The 23,719-nt window shown below is 65.0% G+C and carries 23 protein-coding genes; 13 read left to right on the top strand and 10 right to left on the bottom strand.

The genetic code is table 11. From position 1 onward, the window contains the following. Positions 1-53 precede the first annotated feature (53 nt). The gene (locus ROH8110_RS04200; protein ID WP_085816453.1) at positions 54-488 is read left to right on the top strand and encodes a CBS domain-containing protein; all 435 of its coding nucleotides are present in this window, start codon (positions 54-56) and stop codon (positions 486-488) included. Between the two features lie 160 nt (positions 489-648). Then, entirely contained in the window at positions 649-1,140 is a 492-nt protein-coding gene (coaD, locus tag ROH8110_RS04205; protein WP_085816454.1) for a pantetheine-phosphate adenylyltransferase, read from the top strand. A 13-nt stretch (positions 1,141-1,153) separates the two neighbouring features. Here the strand turns inward: coaD and ROH8110_RS18650 are convergent, their stop codons facing one another. Together ROH8110_RS18650 and gap are read right to left on the bottom strand one after the other, a co-directional pair. Continuing rightward, complete coding sequence (locus ROH8110_RS18650) at positions 1,154-1,297, bottom strand: hypothetical protein (RefSeq protein WP_170156443.1); 144 nt, start codon at positions 1,295-1,297, stop codon at positions 1,154-1,156. A gap of 118 nt (positions 1,298-1,415) precedes the next feature. Next, entirely contained in the window at positions 1,416-2,417 is a 1,002-nt protein-coding gene (gene gap / locus ROH8110_RS04210; protein WP_085816994.1) for a type I glyceraldehyde-3-phosphate dehydrogenase, read from the bottom strand. Between the two features lie 208 nt (positions 2,418-2,625). On the opposite strand from gap, the gene ROH8110_RS04215 reads away from it, so the two are divergent. After that, positions 2,626-3,585 carry a DUF808 domain-containing protein gene (locus ROH8110_RS04215; protein WP_085816455.1) on the top strand — a complete coding sequence of 320 codons (960 nt, stop codon included), beginning with the start codon at positions 2,626-2,628 and terminating at the stop codon, positions 3,583-3,585. A 109-nt stretch (positions 3,586-3,694) separates the two neighbouring features. Then, complete coding sequence (locus ROH8110_RS04220) at positions 3,695-4,627, top strand: carbon-nitrogen hydrolase family protein (protein WP_085816456.1); 933 nt, start codon at positions 3,695-3,697, stop codon at positions 4,625-4,627. Between the two features lies 1 nt (position 4,628). Here the strand turns inward: ROH8110_RS04220 and ROH8110_RS04225 are convergent, their stop codons facing one another. Together ROH8110_RS04225 and tkt are read right to left on the bottom strand one after the other, a co-directional pair. Next, a complete protein-coding gene (locus tag ROH8110_RS04225) occupies positions 4,629-5,114 on the bottom strand; it encodes a flavodoxin family protein (protein ID WP_085816457.1) in 486 nt (161 codons plus the stop codon). A gap of 106 nt (positions 5,115-5,220) precedes the next feature. Beyond that, entirely contained in the window at positions 5,221-7,236 is a 2,016-nt protein-coding gene (tkt, locus tag ROH8110_RS04230; protein WP_085816996.1) for a transketolase, read from the bottom strand. A gap of 199 nt (positions 7,237-7,435) precedes the next feature. On the opposite strand from tkt, the gene ROH8110_RS04235 reads away from it, so the two are divergent. The 4 genes from ROH8110_RS04235 to ROH8110_RS04250 all read left to right on the top strand — a co-directional run bounded on the left by ROH8110_RS04235 (position 7,436) and on the right by ROH8110_RS04250 (position 11,171). Next, positions 7,436-7,948 (top strand): hypothetical protein, encoded by a 513-nt coding sequence (locus tag ROH8110_RS04235; RefSeq protein WP_085816458.1) that lies wholly within the window; start codon positions 7,436-7,438, stop codon positions 7,946-7,948. Beyond that, complete coding sequence (locus ROH8110_RS04240; protein WP_085816459.1) at positions 7,948-8,352, top strand: cell division protein ZapA; 405 nt, start codon at positions 7,948-7,950, stop codon at positions 8,350-8,352. Before ROH8110_RS04235 ends, ROH8110_RS04240 begins: the two co-directional genes overlap by 1 nt. Positions 8,353-8,430: 78 nt before the next feature. Beyond that, complete coding sequence (locus ROH8110_RS04245) at positions 8,431-9,384, top strand: TAXI family TRAP transporter solute-binding subunit (protein WP_085816998.1); 954 nt, start codon at positions 8,431-8,433, stop codon at positions 9,382-9,384. A gap of 2 nt (positions 9,385-9,386) precedes the next feature. Further along, positions 9,387-11,171, top strand: a complete 1,785-nt coding sequence (locus ROH8110_RS04250; RefSeq protein ID WP_245962794.1) for a TRAP transporter permease — start codon at positions 9,387-9,389, stop codon at positions 11,169-11,171. Positions 11,172-11,291: 120 nt separating this feature from the next. Here ROH8110_RS04250 and grxD read toward each other — a convergent pair whose 3' ends face one another. The 5 genes from grxD to purL form a co-directional block, all read right to left on the bottom strand. After that, on the bottom strand, positions 11,292-11,654 hold the full coding sequence (grxD, locus tag ROH8110_RS04255; RefSeq protein WP_085816999.1) for a Grx4 family monothiol glutaredoxin: 363 nt from the start codon (positions 11,652-11,654) through the stop codon (positions 11,292-11,294). A 10-nt stretch (positions 11,655-11,664) separates the two neighbouring features. Beyond that, complete coding sequence (locus ROH8110_RS04260; RefSeq protein WP_085816461.1) at positions 11,665-11,985, bottom strand: hypothetical protein; 321 nt, start codon at positions 11,983-11,985, stop codon at positions 11,665-11,667. 38 nt (positions 11,986-12,023) lie between these two features. Next, positions 12,024-12,290 (bottom strand): hypothetical protein, encoded by a 267-nt coding sequence (locus ROH8110_RS04265; protein WP_085816462.1) that lies wholly within the window; start codon positions 12,288-12,290, stop codon positions 12,024-12,026. A 4-nt stretch (positions 12,291-12,294) separates the two neighbouring features. Continuing rightward, on the bottom strand, positions 12,295-12,537 hold the full coding sequence (locus ROH8110_RS04270) for a BolA/IbaG family iron-sulfur metabolism protein (RefSeq protein ID WP_085816463.1): 243 nt from the start codon (positions 12,535-12,537) through the stop codon (positions 12,295-12,297). Between the two features lie 124 nt (positions 12,538-12,661). Next, positions 12,662-14,827, bottom strand: a complete 2,166-nt coding sequence (purL, locus tag ROH8110_RS04275) for a phosphoribosylformylglycinamidine synthase subunit PurL (RefSeq protein ID WP_085816464.1) — start codon at positions 14,825-14,827, stop codon at positions 12,662-12,664. Positions 14,828-14,962: 135 nt separating this feature from the next. On the opposite strand from purL, the gene ROH8110_RS04280 reads away from it, so the two are divergent. Together ROH8110_RS04280 and ROH8110_RS04285 are read left to right on the top strand one after the other, a co-directional pair. Continuing rightward, the gene (locus tag ROH8110_RS04280; protein ID WP_085816465.1) at positions 14,963-16,006 is read left to right on the top strand and encodes a pyridoxal-phosphate dependent enzyme; all 1,044 of its coding nucleotides are present in this window, start codon (positions 14,963-14,965) and stop codon (positions 16,004-16,006) included. After that, the gene (locus ROH8110_RS04285) at positions 16,003-17,142 is read left to right on the top strand and encodes a M24 family metallopeptidase (RefSeq protein WP_085816466.1); all 1,140 of its coding nucleotides are present in this window, start codon (positions 16,003-16,005) and stop codon (positions 17,140-17,142) included. The genes ROH8110_RS04280 and ROH8110_RS04285 overlap by 4 nt, the downstream gene beginning before the upstream one ends. 268 nt (positions 17,143-17,410) lie before the next feature. On the opposite strand, the gene ROH8110_RS04290 is transcribed toward ROH8110_RS04285, so the two are convergent. Then, positions 17,411-18,316: a LysR family transcriptional regulator gene (locus ROH8110_RS04290; protein WP_085816467.1), complete on the bottom strand. Its 906-nt coding sequence runs from the start codon at positions 18,314-18,316 to the stop codon at positions 17,411-17,413. A gap of 172 nt (positions 18,317-18,488) precedes the next feature. Between ROH8110_RS04290 and ROH8110_RS04295 the strand changes: the two genes are divergently transcribed. From ROH8110_RS04295 to murI, 3 genes are all read left to right on the top strand, one after another. Beyond that, the gene (locus ROH8110_RS04295; RefSeq protein WP_085816468.1) at positions 18,489-21,908 is read left to right on the top strand and encodes an indolepyruvate ferredoxin oxidoreductase family protein; all 3,420 of its coding nucleotides are present in this window, start codon (positions 18,489-18,491) and stop codon (positions 21,906-21,908) included. 95 nt (positions 21,909-22,003) lie between these two features. After that, positions 22,004-22,867: a lysophospholipid acyltransferase family protein gene (locus ROH8110_RS04300; protein ID WP_085817001.1), complete on the top strand. Its 864-nt coding sequence runs from the start codon at positions 22,004-22,006 to the stop codon at positions 22,865-22,867. Between the two features lie 24 nt (positions 22,868-22,891). Continuing rightward, a complete protein-coding gene (gene murI / locus ROH8110_RS04305) occupies positions 22,892-23,704 on the top strand; it encodes a glutamate racemase (RefSeq protein ID WP_085816469.1) in 813 nt (270 codons plus the stop codon). Positions 23,705-23,719 lie beyond the last annotated feature (15 nt).

The raw sequence follows: 23,719 nt of genomic DNA on the forward strand, positions 1-23,719 counted from the left end.
GCGGGGGTTATCGTCAACGCTGAATGAGGGGCATTTCATCTGGAGGACCGGCCATGCTCGTTCAGCAAATCCTCAAATCCAAGGGCGATGACGGCGTATTGACGATCAAACCGGGGACGCTGGTCTCTGAAGCGGCGCAGATCCTTGCGGAGCGCCGGATCGGCGGGCTTGTCGTGTCGCGCGATGGCGAACATGCCGAAGGAATCCTGTCGGAACGCGACATCGTGCGCGCGCTGGCGGTGCGCGGTGCGACCTGCCTGACCGAGAAGGTCGACGAGATGATGACCCGCAACCCGGTTTGCTGTTCGCGTCAGGACAGCTCGGATGCGGTTCTGTCGCGCATGACCGACGGGCGTTTTCGTCATATGCCGGTGGTTGAGGATGGCAAGCTCGTGGGCATCGTCACCATCGGCGACGTGGTCAAGGCACGCCTTCAGGAACTGTCGATGGAGAAAGACGCGCTTGAAGGCATGATCATGGGCTACTAGGCCCGCCACTTCATCTGGCCCAAAATACCTCGGGGGAGTCGCCGCTTGCGGCGGCGGGGGCAGCGCCCCCATAGGGCGACATTATACCCGAGCGTCTTCGGCTTGCATTCTGCGATGTAATATTGTTGCGTGACGCCCAAGCACAATACGGAGCCGCCCCATGCGCATCGCCCTTTACCCCGGCACCTTCGATCCCATCACCCTTGGACATCTCGACATCATCCGCCGCGCCGCCATGCTGGTGGACCGGCTGGTGATCGGGGTCGCGATCAACCGCGACAAGGGCCCGCTTTTCTCGCTGGAGGAGCGGGTCGCGATGATCGAGGCGGAATGCGCCAAGCTGACCGACCAGACCGGCACCGAGATCGTCGCGCATCCGTTCGAGAACCTGCTCATCGATTGCGCCCATGATGTCGGGGCGCAGCTGATCGTGCGCGGGCTGCGCGCTGTGGCGGATTTCGAATATGAATTCCAGATGGTGGGCATGAATCGTGCGCTCGACAATACCGTCGAGACCGTCTTTCTGATGGCCGATGCCAGCCACCAGGCGATCGCCAGCAAGCTGGTCAAGGAGATCGCGCGTCTTGATGGCGATGTCAGCAAGTTCGTGACACCCCCGGTGCGCGACAAGCTGTTGGCGAAGTTCAAGTGAGCGCCTGAACCGCTCAGCGCCAGAAGGCCAGCCACTCGATGAGGTCGGCCATCTTTCGCGCGAGAAAGATGGTGCCCGACCAGTCATAGGACCAGAAATCCACCGCCAGCCCGACAAGAACGAGGCCGCCAAGGGCGATTGCGATGGGATTGGTCATGGATCGGGCCTCATGCGCTCAGCGATGCGCGTCATAGATGCCAGAAGGCACGGGGGCTGTCACGCGGGATATGCGCGCAGCCCATGCGGGGCGGCAGCCCGCCCCGCGCCCGGTGCAATTACCCCAGCCGACCCATCGCCACGGCCACATCGGCCATGCGGCACGAGAAGCCCCATTCATTGTCATACCATGCCAGCACGCGCACGAGGCGGCCGCCGGTGACCCGTGTCTGCTCGGGCGCGAAGATCGAGCTTTCCTCGGTATGGTTGAAGTCGATGCTGACCTTGGGTTCGGGATCATAGCCCAGAACGCCTTTCATCGGCCCGGCGGCGGCCTCTGCGACGATGGCGTTCACGTCATCGGCGCTGACGTCCTTTTGCGCGACGAACGTCAGGTCCACCGCCGACACATTCGGTGTGGGCACGCGGATCGCCGAGCCGTCGAGCCTGCCCTTGAGGGCGGGCAGCACCTCGCCGAGGGCCTTGGCGGCGCCGGTGGAAGTGGGGATCATCGACATGGCGGCGGCGCGGGCGCGGTAAAGATCCTTGTGGCGGCGGTCCAGCGTGGGCTGGTCACCCGTATAGGCGTGGATCGTGGTCATGATGCCCGAGTCGATGCCGATCGATTCGTGCAGGACCTTGGCCAGCGGTGCCAGGCAGTTGGTGGTGCAGGAGCCGTTCGAGATCATCCGCTCGCCGGGCTGGAGATCGCCGTCATTGACGCCATAGACCACTGTGCGGTCCACGTTCTTGCCGGGCGCCGAGAGCAGGACCTTGCCGGCGCCGCGCTCGAGGTGCGCCTTGGCCTTTTCGCCGTCGTTGAACTTGCCGGTGCATTCCAGCACCACGTCGACGCCTGACCAGTCGAGCTCGGCCATGTCGTAGGTCGAGAACATCTGCATCGGCCCGCGTCCCAGGTCCATCGTGGCGTCGCCGAGGGTGATCTCGTTGGGGAAGCGGCCATGCACGCTGTCATACTTGATCAGGTGGGCGGCGGTTTCGAGCGGGCCGGTGGCGTTCACCTTGACGACCTTGATGTCGTCGCGCCCGCTGGCGGCGATATGGGCCAAGGTGCAGCGGCCGATGCGGCCGAAACCGTTGATGCCGACGGTGATGGTCATGGCAATGCTCCTGTGAATAAGGTTGTGCGCGATATAGACGGCGCAGGGCGTGCCTGAAAGGTCAAAATCGCCGAGGCAGCGGGATTCATCGCCGGAAATCACGGGTAATTCAATATGTTAGCGATAACTGTTATCGCAAACCGGAGCGCTCTTGACTTGATGGCGCTAACGTCGGACCACTGGCGGAAAGTTGATCGGAGGGACGGGTATGAGCGGGTTGATGGCATTGCTGGACGATGTCGCGGGGATTGCCAAGCTGGCGGCGGCCTCGGTCGACGATGTGGCCGGGCAGGCGGCCAAGGCGGGCAGCAAGGCCGCCGGTGCGATGATAGACGACGCGGCGGTGACGCCGAAATACATGCAGGGCTTCGCTCCGGCCCGCGAATTGCCGATCGTCATGAAGATCGCGCGCGGCTCGATCTTCAACAAGCTGGTTTTCCTGTTGCCCGCGGGACTGTTGCTGTCGTCCTTCGCGCCATGGCTGATCGCGCCCCTGCTGATGCTGGGCGGGGCCTATCTGTGTTTTGAGGGCGCCGAGAAGATCGCCCATGCGCTTGGCGCGGGCAAGGGGCATGGCGGTCCGGACTCGAGCCACGCCGAGGGCGATGTCGCCCATCTGGAGGAAGCCAAGGTGGCGGGCGCGATCAAGACGGATTTCATCCTGTCGGCCGAGATCATGACGATCGCGCTGGCGGCGATCCCCGAAAGCAACATCTGGATGGAGGCGGCGACGCTGGCGATGGTGGCGGTCGGGATCACGGTGGCGGTCTATGGCTCGGTGGCGCTGATCGTGAAGGCGGATGATGTGGGACTTTTCATGGCCGAGCGCGGACGGTTCGGTCTGACGCGTGCGGTGGGGCGCGGGATCGTTCACGCGATGCCGGGATTCCTGAAACTGCTGATGATCGTCGGCACGGCGGCAATGCTGTGGGTGGGTGGCTCGATCATCCTGCATGCGCTGGCGGAAATGGGTTTTGCCGCGCCTTACAGCTGGATTCACGATGTCGCGGTCAAGGCCGCGGAGGGTATGGGCGACTGGCAGGGTGCCGTTGAATGGGCGGTCACGGCGGGAATCGACGGCGTGTTCGGGCTGGCGCTCGGGATGCTGCTTATTCCCGTCGGCGTGAAGGTGATCAAGCCGATCTGGACACGGGTGATGCCCGGCTGAACGGCGATGGCGCTTGGCCCGGCGTCCCGCCACGCGGTTTGAGCGCGGGCAAGCGGCATTCCCGTGCTAAGGTTCACCGGTCTCATTTTCAGAGGCGGGAGGACATATCATGAAAATCGCGGTCGTTCAGTATGCGCCGGTTTATCTCGATCTAGAAAAATCCATGCTCAGGGCGGTCGAGATCGTCGCGCAGGCCGCGGAGCAGGGATGCTCCATGGTGGTTTTTCCCGAAACATGGCTGCCGGGGTATCCGACCTTCGTATGGCGTTTGCCGCCGGGGGCGGGGATGGGCAAGACGGATGAGCTTTACGCATTGTCGCAGGCGAATTCGGTCGATCTGGGCAAGGGCGGGCTTGCGCCCTTGCAGGAGGCGGCGCGCGACAACGGCGTCGTCGTGGTGATCGGTTATCAGGAAATCGATTCCGGTGTCAGCGGCAGCACGCTGTTCAACAGCTGTGCGATCATCGACGCGGATGGCAGTCTGGCCAATAATCACCGCAAGCTGATGCCGACCAACCCCGAGCGGATGGTCTGGGGCTTTGGCGACGGTTCCGGCCTCAACGTGGTCGATACGGCGGTGGGGCGCGTCGGTGCGCTGATCTGCTGGGAGAACTACATGCCGCTGGCGCGCTATGCGCTTTATGCGCAGGACATCGACATCTACGTGGCCCCGACATGGGATAGCGGTGCGGCATGGCTGGCGACGATGCAGCATATCGCGCGCGAAGGCGGTTGCTGGGTGGTGGGATGCGCGACGGCGCTGGAGGCTGCGGACATTCCCGCCGGTATCCCTTATCGCGACGAGCTGTTTCCCGACAAGGACGAGTGGGTCAATCCGGGAGATGCGGTGATCTACAAGCCCTTCGGCAAGGCGATTGCCGGTCCGATGCATCAGGAAAAAGGGCTGCTGATCGCCGATATCGACGTCGCGGCCGCGCGGGCATCGCGGCGCAAATTCGATGCGAGCGGGCATTATGCGCGCCCGGATGTGTTTTCGTTGTCAGTGAACCGGACGGTGCAGCGGCCAGTGACCTTCGGCTAGATCAGAACGCGCCCATCGCTAGACCTGCGGCGAGGGCCTGGCCGAGCTCTTCGCAGGCGGTCAGGTCGTCTTGCGGGATCGTCTTTGGGGCGAGGATCGCTTCGGGGGTCTGCGCGTGGGTGCAGACGATCAGCGCCTCCTGCACGGGTTTGAGCCGCCAGCCCTGCGCGATGCGGGCGATCTGGCGGGCGGCGTTGGCGCCATCGGACCCGGCGCAGATCATCTGGGCATAGGCGCGCCCTTCGATCCGGCCCAGCACCGGGTAATAGCAGCGATCGAAGAAATCCTTCATCACGCCGGAGATCGCGGCGAGGTTCTCGGGCGCGCAGAAAAGATAGCCATCGGCGCGCAGGAGGTCATCCGGCCCGGCCTCGTCAGCGCGCAGCAGGCGACTGTCGGCCTCGGCCCGCGCGGCGTCATGCGCCGCTTCGGCCATCTGCCGGCTGCCGCCGGTGCGGGAGTGATAGACGATCAGAAGTTCTGCCATGGGCGTGAGGCTAGCGCCGCAGCGCGCTGGAGGCCAGAGGGCAGGGCGGTCTGAGAGCGGGAAGAGGGGAGGCGCTGGTGATCGCGCCTTCCCCTGCAAGACCCGATCAGAGCAGCGATTTGACCTTCTGGGCGACCGCCTCGGCGGTGATGCCGAATTTCTCGAACAGGGTTTCGGCCGGCGCGGAAGCGCCAAAGCTGTCCATGCCGACGAAACCGGCCTTCTGCTCGCGCCCGCCCTGGCCGAGAAGCCAGCGATCCCAGCCCTGCCGTATCGCGGCCTCGACGCCGACGCGCACAGGACCGCCGGGCAGAACGCGCTTGCGATAGGCGTCGTCCTGCGCGGCGAACAGCTCCATGCAGGGCATCGAGACGACACGGGTGCCGATGCCTTCGGCCTCGAGCATTTCGCGGGCTTTCATCGCGACGGAGACTTCCGAGCCGGTTGCGATCAGGATCGCCTGACGCTTGCCCGTCGCATCGGCCAGCACATAGGCGCCCTGTTCGGTCAGGTTCTTGTTCTTGTGCTCGTGGCGCAGCGTCGGCACGCCCTGGCGCGTGAGCGACAGAACCGAAGGCGTATCCGTAGAGCGCAGCGCGAGTTCCCAGGCCTCGGCGGTTTCCACCGTGTCGCAGGGACGGAACACCCAGGTGTTGGGGGTCGCGCGGCTGATCGCAAGGTGCTCGACCGGCTGGTGGGTGGGGCCGTCTTCGCCAAGGCCGATGCTGTCATGGGTCATGACGAAAACCGACGGCACCTTCATCAGCGCGGCGAGGCGCATGGCCGGGCGGGCGTAATCGGTGAAGCACATGAACGTGCCGCCATAGGGGCGGATGCCGCCATGCAGCGCCATGCCGTTCATCGCCGCCGCCATGCCATGTTCGCGGATGCCCCAATGCACGTAGCGGCCCTTGCGGTTGTCCACGTCGAAGACGCTCATGTCGCCCGAGCGGGTGTTGTTCGATCCCGACAGATCCGCCGAGCCGCCCACGGTTTCGGGCATGATCGGGTTCACCACTTCGAGCACCATTTCCGAGGATTTGCGGGTGGCCACCTTGGGCTTTTCCTCGGATACCTGCTTTTTCAGCGCCTTGATGCGTGCCGACAGGGATTTCGGGGCCTCGCCGGCGAAGATGCGGGCGAATTCCTTCTGGCGGCGCTCGGAGGTCTCGCCGAGGCGGGCGTTCCAGGATTCGCGTTCGGCCGCGCCGCGCGCGCCGATGGTTTCCCATGCCGATTTCACATCGCCCGGCACCTCGAATGGGCCATGCGGCCAGCCATAGGCCTGCTTGGCGGCAACGAGCTGATCGGGATCGGTCAGCGCGCCGTGGCCCTTGGATGTGTCCTGTGCGGCATGGCCAAGCGCGATGTGGGTCTTGCAGGCGATCATGCTGGGCTTGCGCGACTTGCGCGCGGTGGTGATCGCGGCATCGATGGCCGCCGGATCATGCCCGTCGATTTCCAGCACCTGCCAGCCCGAGGCGCGGAAGCGCTTCACCTGATCGGTGCGGTCCGAAAGATCGACCTTGCCGTCGATGGTGATGCTGTTGTGATCCCAGAACACGATGAGCTTGCCGAGCGCCTGGCGTCCGGCGATGCCGATCGCCTCGTGGCTGACGCCTTCCATCAGGCAGCCGTCACCGGCGATGACATAGGTATAGTGATCGACCAGCTTGCGCCCGAAGCGCGCGCGCAGCATTTCCTCGGCCATCGCGAAGCCGACCGCGTTCGAGATCCCCTGGCCGAGAGGGCCGGTGGTGGTCTCGATCCCGGAGGCGAGGAAATTCTCCGGATGCCCGGCGGTCTTTGCGCCCCATTGGCGGAAATTGCGGATTTCCTCGAGGGTGATGTCGGGGTTGCCGGTGAGGTAAAGCAGCGAATAGAGCAGCATCGAGCCATGCCCCGCCGACAGGATGAACCTGTCGCGGTCGGGCCATTCGGGGGCGGCGGCGTCGAACTTGAGATGTTTCTCGAACAGCACCGTGGCCACGTCCGCCATGCCCATCGGCATGCCGGAATGGCCGGAATTGGCGGCATGGACCGCATCCAGCGTCAATGCGCGGATGGCGGCGGCCTTGGTCCAGTGATCGGGATTGGCAGCGCGCAGGGCAGCGATATCCACGGGCATCTTCCTTTGAATTGGCTATCTCTGGGCGCTCAATATCAGGCCGGGGTCAAAGATCAAGCGCGCCCCGCCCGATCTGCGCTAAGGGGGCGCAATTCCTGCGGTGTTTCGCTAAACTTGGCGTTAATCCGGTGGTCGCGCGATTCGCGCGGGGTGCGGGCCACGGTGATGGGCAGGATAAACAAGGGGTGACGCCATGAGCGACATCGACGAGCTTCAACGGCGGATCACGGCGGCGCTGGATCGGATCGCGCAGGGTCTGGAGCAGCGCGGAACCGCGACGGGCACGGGCGAAGGACCTGCGCCCGACGAGATCGAGGCGCTGGAGTCGCAGCTTGAGGATGAGCGGCTGGCCAATGCGCAGCTGGCCGAGCGGGTGCGCAAGATGAAGGAACAGCTGGCACGGCTGGAAGCCGCCGCCATCGAGGCGCGCGGCGAAACCGCGGCCCGGATGGAAAAGCTGGATCACGAGCTTCAGTCGCTGCGCAAGGCCAACCAGCAGCTGCGCGAGTCCAACGAGGCCTTGCGCGCCGCAAACAGCGAGGGCGTCGGCGAGCCGCATCTGATCAACAAGTCGATGCTGGCCGAACTCGAGGGGCTGCGCGCCAGCCGCGCCAGCGACCGCGCCGAGACCGACACGATCCTTGCCGAGATGGGCCGCATTCTGAGCGATGGCCCCCATGACCAGACCCAGCAGGAGGACGCCTGATGCCCGAGATCGAGATCCGTATCGGTGGCCGCCCGTTCGAGGTGGCCTGCCAGGAGGGTGAAGAAGGCTATCTGAGGGCCGCCGCGAAGATGCTGGACGAGGAGGCCTCGGTTCTGAGCGCCCAGATCGGCCGCATCCCGGAAGCGCGGCTGCTTCTGATGGCGGGTTTGATGCTGGCCGACAAGACCGCCGGGATCGAGGACAAGCTGCGCCAGATGGAGGACCGGATGGCCGAAAAGGAGGCCGAGCTCGACCAGCTGCGCAACGCCCCCGCGCCCGCGGCCCAGACCATCGAGGTGCCGATCGTCCCCGCCAGCGTCAATGATGCCCTGGCCGAGATCGCGGCGCGCGCCGAGGCGCTGGCGGATCAAGTGGATGGGCCTGCCAGCGCGTCCCGCGACTGAGGCGGGCCCTGCGCGGCTGCGATTGACCAGCGGCGCGATCCCTGTCTAGATGCGCCCGAAATGACAGGGAGCATCATCATGAAATTCGGGTCCATCACCGCAGCGGCCATGCTGGCCGCCATCACCGCGCTGCCCGCCGGGGCAGAAACCCGCGTGACCTATAAATCCGCCAAGACCGCCTCGTCCTATTACCAGATGGGCGTGCAGATCGCCGAAGCGATGCAGGAGGCCACCGGCGGCGAGATCAGTGTCACCGTCGAGGAAAGCCAGGGTTCGGTGCAGAACGTCATGGAGGTGCGCGCGCGCGGCGCCGATTACGTCTTTACCACGCCCCCGGCGCTGGTCGGGCTGGCGCAGGGCGGAAAGGCGATGTTCGAGGGCAAGGGCGACCCGGCCTTCGACGAAATCCGCGCGCTGTTCCCGATTCCGTCGCTGACCATGCATTTCGTGATGTCCGCCGAAAGCGGCGTCACCAGCTTTGCCGATATGGCAGGCAAGACGATCCTGCTGGGCAAGGGCAGCTTTGGTGCCAGCGAAGGCGAGAAATACCTTGGGCTTTTCGGAATCGCCGACAAGGTCGAGATCGCCGATGTCGAGTTGAGCAACGCGGTTCCGGCGCTCAAGAACGGCCAGATCGACGGCTTCGTGACCGCCGGTTCCTGGCCCGCGCCCAACGTGGTCGAGGCGGCGGCCTCGAGCGATGTCACGGTGCTGTCGCTGAGCGACGAGGAGATCGCGCAGACCAAACGCACCAAGCTGGTCATCCCGGCGGGCACCTATGCGGGGCAGGACGCCGATATCACCACCACCTCGCTGCCGGTGGCCGCCTATACCACCACCAAGATGGATGACGAGACCGCCTATCAGCTGACCAAGACCTATTGGGAAAGCCAGGAGCGGCTTGGCAAGAGCGCCGCCTGGTGGAAGGGCGTCGATGCCGGGCTGATGGAGAACATCACCGGCAAGATCCATCCCGGCGCGCAACGCTATTACGAAGAGGCCGGGATCGCGCTGAGCGACGCGCAGAAGTGAGCCTGACCAGCATCGAAAGCCCCGCGCCAGCCGGTCTGGCGCGGGTGTTCTGGGCCAGCTTCGCGCTGGCCTCTGTCGTTTTCCATATCGGTCTCGTCTTTTCGGGCCTTGTGCCCAACCTCGTTAGCCGCCCGCTGCACCTCGTGTTCGTGCTGCCCTTCGTGCTGATCTGGGGACACGAGGGGTTTGCGCGCATGAGTGGCCTCGTGCTGACGGCGCTTGGCGGGGGCGCGGCGCTATGGGTAGCTCTCAGCCACGATGCGCTGGCCGATCAATACGGGTTCCTCGAAGGGCGGGGGCAGGTCATCATCGCGATCCTGCTGATCTGCGTCGTGCTCGAGGCTGCGCGGCGCGCGATCGGCTGGCCCTTGCCGCTGGTGGCGGCTGCGGCGCTGCTCTACGGGCTGTTCGGCCAGCATATTCCGGGGCGTTTCGGTCATTCCGGCACGCCGCTCGAAAGTTTCCTCGGCACGCTCGCCATCGCCGAGGGCGGGCTCTGGGGCTCGCTGACGGCGGTGTCGGTCAACGTGGTGGCGATCTTCGTCATTTTCGGCGCGGTCCTGAATGCGGGCGAGGCCGGCCAGGGCTTCATGAATGTCGCCGCTGCTGCCGCCGGGCGGCTCAGGGGTGGTGCGGCGAAGGTCTCGGTCCTCAGTTCTGCACTGTTCGGGTCGATCTCGGGCTCGGCCTCGGCCAACGTGGCCTCGACCGGGGCGATCACGCTGCCGGCGATGGAGCGGCTGGGATACCCGCGCCGCATCGCGGGCGCGGTCGAGGCGGTGGCTTCGTCGGGCGGACAGATCATGCCGCCATTGATGGGGGCAGGGGCCTTCGTGATGGTCGAACTGACCGGTACGCCCTACACGGCGATCATGGCGGCGGCTGCGCTGCCTGCGGCGCTCTACTTCTGGGCGGTCTGGATCGGCATCGACGGCTATGCGCGCCGCTTCGATCTGCGCGGGCTCGCGGCCAGGGACCGCCCGGCGCTGCGCGACGTGGCGATCACCTCGGGCTTTTTCCTTGTACCCTTCGCGCTGCTCTTATGGGGAATGTTCGCGCTTGGGGTGACGCCGCAATATGCCGCGTGCCTGTCGATCTTCGCGGGGGCGGCGCTGTTGCTGACGGGGAGCGATCTGCGCATCGACCTCGGGCGCGCGGCGAGCCGCGCCGAGACCGCGGTGCTGACCGCGGCGCGGCAGGTGGCGCTGATCGGCTCGATCATCTTCTGCGCCTCGCTGGTGATCGGCGTGCTCGGGGTCACGGGGCTGGGGGTCAAGATAACGTCGCTGATCCTCTCGGCTTCGGGCGGGTTACTCTGGCCCTCCTTGCTGCTGACGGCATTCGCCTGCCTTATCCTCGGCATGGAAGTGCCTACCACGGCGGCCTATGTGATCTGCGTCTCGGTCGCCGGGCCTGCACTGACCGAGCTCGGGATGGAGCCGCTTCAGGCGCATCTTTTCGTGTTCTGGTATGCACTCCTTTCGACCATCACACCGCCGGTCTGCGGGGCTGTGTTCATCGCCGCGGGCATGATCGGGGAAAACTGGCTGCGCGTGGCGCTGACGGCGATGACGCTTGGTGTCGGGCTTTACCTGATCCCGCTCGGCATGGTGGCCAACCCGGACCTCATCGCGCTGGCGCAATCCCCCGGCGCGGCGCTTCTGGCGGCGCTCAAGATCGGGACCGGCCTTGCGCTGGTCAGCTGGTCGCTGGTGCGGCGCAAGGCGCTCTGGCTGCGCGGTGGGGCACTGGCGGGCGGGCTGTTGGCGGTTCTCTGGCCGCTCTGACAGGCCCGCCGGGCCAGCAATTCATCTGGCCAGAAATACCTCGGGGGTGAATTGGCCAGGGGCCAAGAGGGGGCTGGCCCCCTCCTGTCGCGCCCTCACGGGGCGCAAGGCCTGCGCGGGTCAGGCGTTGGCTTCGCGGATCTTCTCGGCAGCGTCCTTGTCATAGGCGACGGCGTGCTGCTCAAAGAGCTGGTCCAGCTCGCCCGAGAGCGTCATCTCGGTGATGATGTCGCAGCCGCCGACGAACTCGCCCTTCACGTAAAGCTGCGGGATGGTCGGCCAGTCGGAATAATCCTTAATTCCCTGGCGGATCTCTTCGTCGGCCAGCACGTTCACGTCCTGGTAGGTCACGCCCATGTAGTTGAGAACGCCCGCCACGCGGCTGGAAAATCCGCATTGCGGCATGTCCTTGGTGCCCTTCATGTAAAGCACCACGTCATGGCCCTTGACGGTCTCATCGATGCGGGTTCTTGCGTCGGTCATCATGTGCCTTTCAATTCTGGTCCTGCCCGCCTCTGGCGGGCTTCGGGTTGTGAAACTGAGTGTCGTCTTTGGTTTCGGTTTCGGTCATGTCGTCGGTTTCGGTTTCGGACTCCGGTGGCGTATAGCTTGGTGCATCCTCGTCGATATCATAGGCTGAACGCTTGTTTTCCGACGGACCATGCACCTTCCAGCGCCGATATTCCAGCCAGGCCGCCCTCAGGAAAATCAGCACGAAGGGGATCAGGGCGATGATGATGACCGGCTGGGCGATCAGGGTCGCGACGTCGCCCGTTTGGAACGGGTTTTGCGGCAGTTCGCCCAGTTGCTGCAAGCGTGGCTCTCCTTGGGATCATGGTCTCGGGCGGGTGGTCAGTCCTTGGTGTTGCGGTCTGCCTTGAGGGCGCGTGACGGCACGAAGGCGCGGGCATATTGCTGGGGGTCGCGGGTGACCCGAATGACGCCGCCATGACCGCCCCCGGAACCGCCCGAAGCATAGCCGATATCGACCAGCTGGTCGCCCTGACCGGGCTCGCAGCCGCGCGGCGACTTGCGCTCGGATACGGCACGGCTGCGCGCCAGCGCCGCCACGAGGGCGGCCACGGCGACAAGGCCAAGGATGATCGGCAGCGCCTCCATCGGTTCAGTCGGGCGCCTTGGTGGTCAGCGCCAGCGCGTGGAGATCGCCGTTCGACCCCTCCATCTTGCCCTTGAGCGCGGCATAGACGGCGCGTTGCTGCTGCACGCGGTTCATGCCCTTGAACGAGGCGTCGATCACCTCGGCCGCGTAGTGGTTCCCGTCACCGGCCAGGTCGGTGATGGTGATGCTGGCCTCGGGAAAGGCGGCGCGGATCAGCTCCTCGATTTCCTGGGCGTGTATCGGCATCGGCGCGTCTCCTTCATTGGGTCTCACAAGGATGTAGAACGCGTGAGGGGTCAGTGCAAGATGCACGGCCGGGTGCGGCCGGCGGGAGAAGCGGGCGCGCCGGCGGGCGGCGCGCCGTGTAGGGTCAGGCGAAATGCGCGGCAAAGCTGTCGCGGAAGATCTGCGAGAGTTCCGCGAGCGGCGCCTCGGCGCTACCGATGCGCACGGAATCACCGGTAAAGCGCCCGACGCTCTGAATCGACACCCCGGCGCGCCCGGCTTCGATCATCAGCGCCTCGGCCTGGTCGAAATTGCAGGCGATGAGATAGCGGCCCTGATCCTCGCCAAAGAGGGCCGCGGTGTCTGCATCGTCGAGATGAACGCCCACGCCCGCCGCCTCGGCCATTTCAAAGGCGGCCAGCGCCAGCCCCCCATCCGAAAGGTCGGTGCAGGCCTTGATCAGCGCGTGGTTCGCGCGGATGAAATCGCCGTGGCGTTTCTCGGCATCCAGATCGACGGGCGGCGCGTCGCCCTCGACGCGGTTATAGACCTCGGCCAGGAGCGCTGACTGCCCGAGATGGCCGGTGGTTTCACCCAGCACCAGCGCCACATGCCCGTCGCGCGCATCGCCGATGATCGCGGTTTCGGGGTCGCGGATCAGGCCCACGGCGCCGATGGTCGGTGTCGGCAGGATCGCCTGGCTGTCGGTTTCATTGTAAAGCGAGACATTTCCCGACACGATCGGCATGTCGAGTGCCGAAACCGCGGCGGCGATCCCTTTGATCGCGCCGACGAACTGGCCCATGATCTCGGGCTTTTCGGGGTTGCCGAAATTCATGTTGTCGGTGGTGGCCAGCGGTACCGCGCCAAGCGCGCTGAGGTTGCGATAGGCTTCGGCGACGGCCTGCTTGCCTCCCTCGACCGGGTTGGCCTTGACGTAGCGCGGGGTCACGTCCGAGGTGAAGGCCAATAGCTTCTCCGTGCCATGCACGCGGATCAGCCCCGCGCCCTGGCCCGGCGTGCGGGCGGTGTCGGCCATGACCATCGTGTCATATTGTTCATAGACCCATTGGCGCGAGCAGTAATTGGGCGAGGCCAGCAGCGCGCGCAGCCCGTCGATGGGGTCGACGCCGGGCACGCTGGCGGGATCGAGCGGTTCCGCCGGGGCGGTTTCGACCCAGGGGCGGTCATATTCGGGGGCGTTGCCCGAAAGCGCCTTGAGGGGCAGGTCGGCCTTGACCACGTTGTTATGCATGATGAGAAAGCGATCTTCGGGGATGGTTTCCCCGACGATGGCGAAGTCGAGATCCCACTTGTCGAAGACTGCCTTGGCTTCGGCCTCTTTCTCGGGGCGCAGGACCATCAGCATCCGTTCCTGGCTTTCCGAGAGCATCATCTCGTAGGCGGTCATGGCCTCTTCGCGGCAGGGGACGTCCTCGAGATTGAGGCGCACGCCGAGATTGCCCTTGTCGCCCATTTCCACGGCCGAACAGGTGAGGCCCGCCGCGCCCATGTCCTGGATCGAGATCACCGCTCCGGTGGCCATCAGCTCGAGCGTGGCTTCCATCAGCCGCTTTTCGGTGAAGGGGTCGCCGACCTGAACCGTTGGGCGTTTTTCCTCGATGGTGTCATCGAATTCCGCCGAGGCCATGGTCGCGCCGCCAACGCCGTCGCGGCCGGTCTTGGCGCCGAGGTAAACCACGGGCATGCCAACACCGGAGGCCGCTGAATAGAAGATCTTGTCGGCATCCGCGAGGCCCGCGGCAAAGGCATTCACGAGGCAGTTGCCGTTATAGGCGGGATCAAAGCGCACTTCGCCGCCCGCGCAGGGCACGCCAAAGCAATTGCCATAGCCGCCGATGCCTTCGACCACGCCATGCACGAGCTGGCGTGTCTTGGGATGGTCGGGTTCGCCGAAGCTGAGCGAGTTCATCGAGGCAATCGGCCGCGCGCCCATGGTGAACACATCGCGCAGGATGCCCCCGACGCCTGTCGCGGCCCCCTGGTAGGGCTCGATATAGGAGGGGTGGTTATGGCTTTCCATCTTGAAGATAACCGCCTGCCCGTCGCCGATATCCACGACACCCGCGTTCTCGCCGGGACCGCAGATTACCTGCGGACCGGTGGTGGGCAGGGTGCGCAGCCATTTCTTGGAGGATTTGTAGGAGCAGTGCTCGTTCCACATGGCGCTGAAGATGCCCAGCTCTGTAAAGGTGGGTTCGCGGCCAATGATCTCGAGGATCAGTTGGTATTCGTCGGGCTTGAGGCCGTGGGCCTCGATCAGCTCGGGTGTGACTGCCGGTTCCTGCATCTGATTGGAATCCCCCTGGATGGTCCGGATGGCGCCTCTTTAGTGCATGGCGCGCGCAGGGGGAAGGGGCGGCGCACGGTGCTTGACCCGCAGCGGCAATTGGCGTTGCAATGACGCGTCAAAGGCGGAGGACAGATGGAAATCGTGGAAAACCCCTGGCGGGGACGGGGTCTGCCCGAGGATGTATTGTCAGGCGCCCCCTGGCCCAGTGTGAATGCGGATGCGCCCGAGGCGCTGTTGGCGCGGTGCCCGGTAGCGGGGGAGACCCCGCTGGTCGAGGTCACGGGGTTTGGCGCGTCTGTTTGGATCAAGGACGAGCGCGGGCGCATGGGGCTTGGCAGTTTCAAGGCGCTTGGCGCAGCCTATGTGATCGCCCATGAGGCGGCGGCGAAGGGCGACGGCGAGGCCGGGAGAGATATGTCGCGCGCGCTGGAGGGGCGCACATATATTACCGCGAGTGCGGGGAATCACGGGTTGTCGGTCGCTGCGGGCGCGCATGTGTTCGGTGCGCGGGCGGTGATCTACCTTTCGGACACGGTCCCCGACAGCTTTGCCCAGAAGCTGAAGGAGAAGGGCGCCGAAGTGGTGCGTGCCGGGCGCGACTATGAGGCGAGCATGGCGGCGGCGGCCAGGACAGCCGATGAAAAGGGCTGGACGCTCTTGTCGGACAGTTCATGGCCGGGATATTTCGATCTGCCGTACCGATTGATGGAGGGCTACCTTGCCCTTGCGGCCGAGGCCACGCGCCAGATGCCCGAACCGCCCACACATATCCTGCTTCAGGCGGGTGTCGGCGGCCTTGCAGGGGCCTGTGCGGCCTATTTCCGGGAATTCTGGGGCGATGCCCCGCGGATCGTGGTGGTGGAACCCGAGGCCGCGCCTGCGCTGATCGGGTCGATCCGGGCGGGTCGCCCGGTGGAGAGCCAGGGTCCGGTTTCCAACATGGGGCGGCTTGATTGCAAGGCGCCGTCGCTGATCGCCCTGAAGGGGCTGGCACGCGATGCGGATGCCTTTGCCACCATTTCGGACGCCGACGCGCTAGCGGTGCTTCCGGCGCTGGCGGCGCAGGGGCTGGCCAGCACCGAATCCGGGGCGGCGGGGTTGGCGGCGTTGCGGCTGATGGACCTGCCGGGCGATGCGCGGGTCTTGTGCATCCTGAGTGAAGAGCCCGACACATGAACCCGACGCGCGGCTTTGCCGAGGGTGAGTATCGCGCCCGCGTGGCGCGCGCGCAGAGCAAGATGCAGGCCGAGGGGCTGGCGGCGCTGTTGCTGACCACGGAACCGGAGCTGCGCTATTTCACCGGATTCCTGACGCGGTTCTGGGAAAGCCCCAGCCGCCCCTGGTTCCTGGTGCTGCCTGCGCAGGGCGATCCGGTGGCGGTGATCCCGGCGATTGGCGCGGCGCTGATGGCGACGACATGGATCGATGATATCCGCACATGGGCGGCGCCGGACCTCAGGGATGATGGTGTGAGCCTTCTGGCTGAGGCGCTGTGCGACATCGGCGGGCCGGTCGGCGTGCCCTCGCATATGGAGACGCATCTACGCATGCCGCTGGCGGATTTCGAGCGCTTGAAGCGGGCAAGCGGGCTTGGGTTCACGGACGACCGAGGCATCGTGGCGGGGTGCCGCGCGGTCAAGTCAGAGGCGGAAATCGGCAAGATCGCTCAGTCCTGCGCGATTGCAGGGCGGGCCTTTGCGCGGCTTGACGAGATCGCCCCGCCGGGCGTGGCGCTGAGCCGGGTGTTTCGCGATTTTCAGCGCCTGTTGCTGGAGGAGGGGGCGGATTGGGTGCCTTACGTTGCCGGGGGTGCCGGGCCGGAGGGCTATGCCGACGTGATTTCGCCTGCCAGCGATGCGCCGCTGGCGGTGGGTGATGTCCTGATGCTGGATACGGGTGCGGTCTGGGACGGGTATTTCTGCGATTTCGACCGGAATTTTGCGATTGGCCGCTCAACCGCCGTCCAGCGCGCCACCCATGCGCGGCTGATCGAGGCGGTGCATGCGGGGCTCGAGGCGGCGCGCCCCGGCGCGCGTGCCTGCGATCTGTGGCGGGTGATGGCGGATATCCTGAGCGTCGGTGAAAGCGCCGGACGGCTGGGGCATGGGCTGGGGATTCAGCTGACCGAGGGGCTGTCACTGACGGCGCAGGATCGCACAGTGCTGCGCGCGGGTATGGTGATCACGCTGGAGCCGGGGCTGGTGGTCGCGCCGGGGCGGATCATGGTGCATGAGGAAAACATTGTGATCACAGAGGGCGCGCCGCGCCTGTTGTCGCCGCTGGCGGGGCCGCACCTGCCCGTGATCGGATAGCGAGCTGTCCTGCCGCAGGGCGCTTTGCTGAAATCTTGGGCGCATGGCGGATGGCTGGACGTGAAGCGCCCAAAAAAAAGGCCGAGCACTAAGCTCGGCCAAAGTCCAACAGGGAGGTATGATGATGGCGCGCCAAGCGGCCATCGTCACAACGGGGAAATATGAGGATTGGATGCGCCGTTCAAGAGCAATATTGCCGCAGGTGCAGCATGCCTGTTATGCGCCATGTGCATAGCGCCTCTAAGGCCTTGCTAAATTGCCCGAAAATTCAGCTTGCCGCCTGTTCTCTGAGCTTCTTGCGGTAGCTGATGATCTCGTTCTGGACGAATTCCCGGAACGCGGCGATGCGTTTGGAGTGGCGCAGCTCTTCGGGATAGGCGAGGAACACCGGCACCTCGTTGGACTGCACATCGGGCAGGACGCGCACGAGGTCGGGGAAGTCATGGGTCAGGTAATCCGGCAACACGCCGATTCCCAGATTGTGCAGCACACCCTGCAGCACTCCGAAATAATTGTTCACCGCCAAGAGCGACGGCACATCATGGGTCATCAATTCGTTGATGAGCGTGGCGCTGGCGCCGACCTGGGCCGAGCGCGGATTCTGGCAGATCAGGCGGTGATTGCGCAGGTCCTCGGGCTCTTCGGGGGTGCCGTTCCGAGCCAGGTAATCGCGCGAGGCATAAAGGCACATATGCACCGTCATCAACCGTTTGCGGATCAGATCGGCCTGGCTGGGCTCCTTCATGCGGATGGCAACATCGGCTTCGCGCATGGGCAGGTCAAGCACGCGTTCCTCGAGCATGAGGTCGATCTTGAGGTCGGGGTATTTATCATAGAGATGCGCCAGACGCGGGGCCAGCCAGAGCGTGCCGAAACCGGTCGTCGTGGTTACGCGCAGTTCGCCGAATACCTCTTCTTCGCTGTCGCGGATCCGGGCGGTCGCCGCGTCGAGACGCTTGAGCATGGCGCGGGTGGCATCGAACAGCAGCTCACCCTGTTCGGTCAGAATCAGTCCGCGGGCATGGCGGTGGAAAAGCGTGGTATTGAGTGATTCTTCCAGTGCGCGTACCTGGCGGGATACCGCCGACTGGGACAGGTGCAGCTGATCGCCCGCATGGGTGAGGCTGCCCGCATCCGCGACCGCATGAAAGATTCTGAGTTTATCCCAATCCATAAGCGCAACTTTCAATTTCAACATCCATCCGCCGTTGAAATACCAGAAAAACCCTTCGTGACCACCGCACGCCGGGGCTTTTTCCGGAAATTTCGCTTTATAGGTCACTAATTATGACCTAATATCGGTATATATATAGGCAAGGTGCCCAGCACCGGAAGGGAGACGCGCCATGAGTAAGCCAGAAGTATCCCTGAGTGACCGTTACGACCTGAGTAAATCGCCAGTCCTGCTGAACGGCACGCAGGCGCTGGTGCGCCTGATGCTGATGCAGAGCGCACGCGACCGCGCCGCGGGGCTGAACACCGCTGGATACGTCACCGGCTATCGCGGCTCGCCCCTGGGGGCGGTCGATATGCAGATGATGCGCGCGCAGAAGTCCTTGAGCGAGGCGGGCATCCTGTTTCAGCCGGGTCTCAACGAGGATCTGGCGGCGACGGCGCTTTGGGGCACGCAACAGGCGGAGCTGCGCGGCGAAGGCACGCATGACGGCGTGTTCGGGCTCTGGTACGGCAAGGGCCCCGGCGTGGACCGTTCGGGCGACGTGATGCGCCATGCCAACATGGCCGGGACATCGCGCAACGGCGGCGTCCTGATGGCCATGGGCGATGACCATACAGGGGAATCCTCGACCGTCTGCCATCAGTCCGACTGGGCGATGGTCGATGCCTATATGCCGGTGCTGTCGCCCGCAGGGGTGCAGGAAATCCTGGACTATGGGCTCTATGGCTTTGCCCTGAGCCGGTTCGCGGGTGTTTGGTGCGGCTTGAAGACGATGAAGGACACGGTCGAGGTGACCAGCGTGGTCGACGGCAGTCCCGACCGGATGCAGTTCGTCACGCCGGAATTGGACCTGCCCGAAGGCGGGCTGAACATCCGCCTCGGCGATCACTGGATACCGCAGGAAGCGCGGATGATCGACCACAAGAGGTTCGCCGCAGAAGCCTTTGCGCACGCGAACAAGATCGACAAACGGGTCTGGGGAAAGCCGGGTGCGAAGATCGGTTTCGTCGCGGCTGGCAAGAACTGGCTGGATCTTGTGCATGCGCTAGACCTGTTGGGGATCGACGGCGCCGAGGCCGAGCGGCTGGGGCTGACCACCTACAAGATCGGCCAGACATTTCCGATGGACATGAAGGGCTTTCACGACTGGGCCGAGGGGCTGGACTTGATCGTGGTGGTCGAGGAGAAGCGCAAGCTGATCGAGGTGCAGATCAAGGAGGCGATCTTTGACGACCGGCGCGGGCGGCGCGTCTATGGCTGGTACAAGGGCGGTGCGGGCAGCATGCATTCCGAAGAGCTGTTCCCGACACGCATGGCGCTTGATCCGGTGATGATCGCCGAGAAGATCGGCACCATCCTGACCGAAGAGGGGCGCGGCACCGAACGTGTGCAGGCCGGGCTGGAGCGGATCGCCGAGTCACGCCAGGCCGAAAATACCGAGACCCTGGCGGCGCGGCTGCCCTATTTCTGCGCCGGCTGCCCGCATAACAGCTCGACCAAGCTGCCCGAGGGCAGCCGCGCCTATGCCGGGATCGGCTGTCATATCATGGCGCTCTGGATGGACCGCGAAACCAGCGGTTTCACCCATATGGGCGGTGAGGGCGCGAACTGGATCGGCGAGGCGCCGTTTTCGACGCGCGGCCATGTGTTCCAGAACCTGGGCGACGGCACCTACAACCATTCGGGCCTGCTGGCGATCCGGGCGGCGGTGGCGGCGGGCGTCACCATGACCTACAAGATTCTCTACAACGACGCCGTGGCGATGACTGGCGGGCAAAGCAACGAGGGCGGGCTTGGCCCGGACCGGATCGTGCGCGAGCTGCGCGCCATGGGGGTGCGCGACATCGCGCTGGTCTTTGACCCCAAGGAAGAACCCGCGCGGCGCGACTTTCCCGACGATATCGGTTGGCACGTCCGCGACGAACTGCCTGAAGTGCAGGAAAAGTTCACTAAAATCAGTGGTGTATCTGCCATTGTTTACGTCCAGACCTGTGCCGCTGAAAAGCGCCGCCGCCGCAAGCGCGGCAATTTTCCCGACCCGGACAAGCGCGTCTTCATCAACAGCGATGTCTGCGAGGGCTGCGGTGATTGCGGGGTGCAGTCGAACTGCGTTGCAGTCACACCGCTGGAAACCGAACTGGGGCGCAAACGCGCCATCGACCAATCCGCCTGCAACAAGGATTTCAGTTGCCTCAAGGGGTTCTGCCCTTCCTTCGTGACACTGGAAGGTGCGAAGATCCGCAAGGAAGAGGCCAGCGATTTCGTATTGCCGGACCTGCCCGAGCCTGACCTGCCGCGCATTGACGGCACCCATAACGTGGTGATCACCGGCGTCGGGGGCACGGGCGTCGTGACCATCGGCGCGGTGATGGCGCAGGCGGCGCAGCTGGATGGCAAGGGTGCGGGCATGATGGAGATGGCCGGGCTTGCTCAAAAGGGCGGCGCTGTGCATATCCATTGCCGGATTGCCGAAAAGCCAAGTGATATCAGTGCGATCCGTGTCGCCACCGGCGAGGCGCATGCATTGATCGGCGGCGATCTGGTGGTCAGCGCCGGGCCTTCTACCCTTGGCCTGATGCGCGGGGATGGCGCCGGTGGCGTGGTCAACAGCCACGAGATCATCACCGGCGAGTTCACCCGCAACACCGAATTCCGCCTGCCGACGGAAGAACTGGAACTGTCCCTGAAGGCCCGGCTGCGCGACAAGGTGCAGCTGTTTGATGCCCATGATCTGGCGCGGGTCACGATGGGGGATTCGATCTTTTCCAACATGATCGTCTTTGGTGCGGCCTGGCAGCGCGGTCTTGTGCCGCTTGGCCATGACGCCATCGCTGGGGCGATCACGCTGAACGGCGCAGCGGTTGATAAGAACCTGCGCGCCTTCGAGATCGGACGATGGGCCGCCGCCTTCCCCGAGGAGGTGCAGCGCCATATCACGCCCGATGTCACGCCGATGCCCGAGACGCTGGAGGACAGGATCGCCTATCGCGCCGATCATCTGGCCGCCTATCAGGGCGAGGGGCTGGTCCGGCGCTATATGCGGATGCTGGAGAAAATTGAGGAGCCCGCGCTGCGCGAGGCGGTAGCCAAGGGCTATCATAAGCTCTTGTCCTACAAGGATGAATACGAGGTGGCGCGGCTGTTGCTCGGCACCCGCGACAAGGCGAAAGCCGAGTTCGATGGCGATTTCGGGATGCGCTTTCACCTGGCGCCACCGCTTCTGGCGAAGACCGGCAAGGACGGGCGCCCGCAAAAGCGCGTGTTCGGCCCCTGGCTGGAACGGCCGCTGCGCTGGATGGCCGCGATGAGGTGGCTGCGCGGCACGCCGCTCGACCCGTTCGGCTATACTGCCGAGCGCCGGATGGAGCGTGCCCTGATTGCGCAATATGAGAAGGACATGCAGGAGGTGCTGCCCAAGGCCGATGCGGCGGTGATGGATGCAGTCGTGGCGCTGGCGGCGCTGCCCCTGGATATCCGCGGCTTTGGCCCGGTCAAGCAGGCCAATGCCGAGAAAGCCGCCAGGCGGCGCGAGGAATTGCTGGCCGTGATCCGGGATGGCGGCACGCCGATGGCGCGCGCGGCCGAGTGATTGTCATGAAACCGTAACGCGTTTCAGGCACATCCGTCACACGGCGCGCAGAGCGCGACGGCATGACGACATGTTCGGAAGCCGGAAAGGTGACGATGGACCAGCAACGCCACATCGCGCGCGACATCAGCTATGCCCACGCCGCCCAGACGCGGGGCGGGCGGGCGATGATCCGCACCATGGAGAACCTGACCGGGCGTATCCGGCTGATCAAGCGCGCCAGTGGCTACGAGGACGAGATCGCGCAGGGGCGCGATTTCTGGCAGGTCATCACCGAACGCTACGGGCTGACGCTCGATGTGGTGGCGGGCCAGCTTGACAGCATCCCGCGCGAGGGGCCGCTGGTCCTGATCGCCAACCATCCCTACGGTATCCTCGATGGGCTGATGATGGGTCATATCCTGAGCCGCACGCGGGGCGATTTCCGCATCATGGCGCATGAGGTGTTTCGCAAGGCCGAGGATGTGCGCCGCGTGATCCTGCCGGTCAGTTTCGACGGCACCCGGGAGGCGATGGCGCTCAATCTTCAGACCCGCCGCAACGCCCTGGAGTATCTGGGGCAGGGCGGCGCGGTGGGGATCTTCCCCGGCGGCACCGTCAGCACCGCCGTCAAACCCTTTGCGCAGCCGATGGATCCGGGCTGGCGCGGGTTTACGGCGCGGATGGTCGCGAAATCGGACGCGACCGTGGTGCCGGTGTTCTTCGATGGCCATACGAGCCGCCTCTTTCAGGTCGCTAGCCACCTGCATTACACCCTGCGGATGGGGCTTTTGATCAAGGAATTCGGCAAGCGGGTCGACACCCCCGTGCGGGTCGTTCTGGGCGAACCGATCGCGCGAGAGGCGTTGGCGGCGCGGGTGTCGGACAGCAAATCCCTTATGGCGTTCCTGCGTCACAAGACGTATGAGCTTAGCCCACGACCGGTCGATCCCGATGCGGTCGGCTTCGAGTTCGAATAGGGGCGCGCCGGGGCGCGGGCGGACATGGCGGTTGGGATTTTCGACAGCGGGCTGGGCGGCCTGACGGTTCTGGAAGCGGTGCAGGAGCGGCTGCCAGACGTGGCTTTCATCTATTACGGTGACAATGCGCACGCGCCTTACGGGGTGCGCGATGCGGATGATGTCTATGACCTCACGACCCGGGCGGTGGAGCGGCTTTGGGGTGCGGGATGCGACCTCGTGATCCTCGCCTGCAACACCGCCAGCGCCGCCGCCCTACGCCGGATGCAGGAAAAGGGCGTGCCGCCCGGCAAGCGGGTGCTCGGCGTTTTTGTTCCATTGATTGAAGCACTTACAGAACGCCAATGGGGCGACAATTCACCCCCGCGAGAGGTTGCGGTCAAGCATGTGGCGCTGTTTGCGACGCCGGCGACGGTGAGCAGTCGGGCGTTTCAGCGGGAGCTGGCGTTCCGGGCGGTGGGCGTGGATGTGGAGGCGCAGGCCTGCGGCGGGGTGGTCGACGCCATCGAGGAGGGCGACATGATCCTCGCGGAGGCGCTGGTGCGCAGCCATGTGGATGCACTGAAGCGCAAGATGCCCAATCCCGAGGCCGCGATCCTCGGCTGCACCCATTACCCCTTGATGCAAAACGTTTTTCAGGAGGCCCTGGGGCCGGATGTGCAGGTCTACAGCCAGGCCAATCTGGTCGCCGAGAGCCTTGCCGACTACCTTGAACGCCACCCGAAGATGCGCGGCGAGGGGGGCGAGGGGGCTTACCTGACCACGGGCGATCCGCGGCGCGTGTCGAGCCGCGCGACGCAATTCCTGCGCCGCCCGATCACCTTCACCGCCGCCTGAAGGAGCGTACAGAAC

The organism is Roseovarius halotolerans, from assembly GCF_900172255.1.
Taxonomy (GTDB): Bacteria; Pseudomonadota; Alphaproteobacteria; order Rhodobacterales; family Rhodobacteraceae; genus Roseovarius; species Roseovarius halotolerans.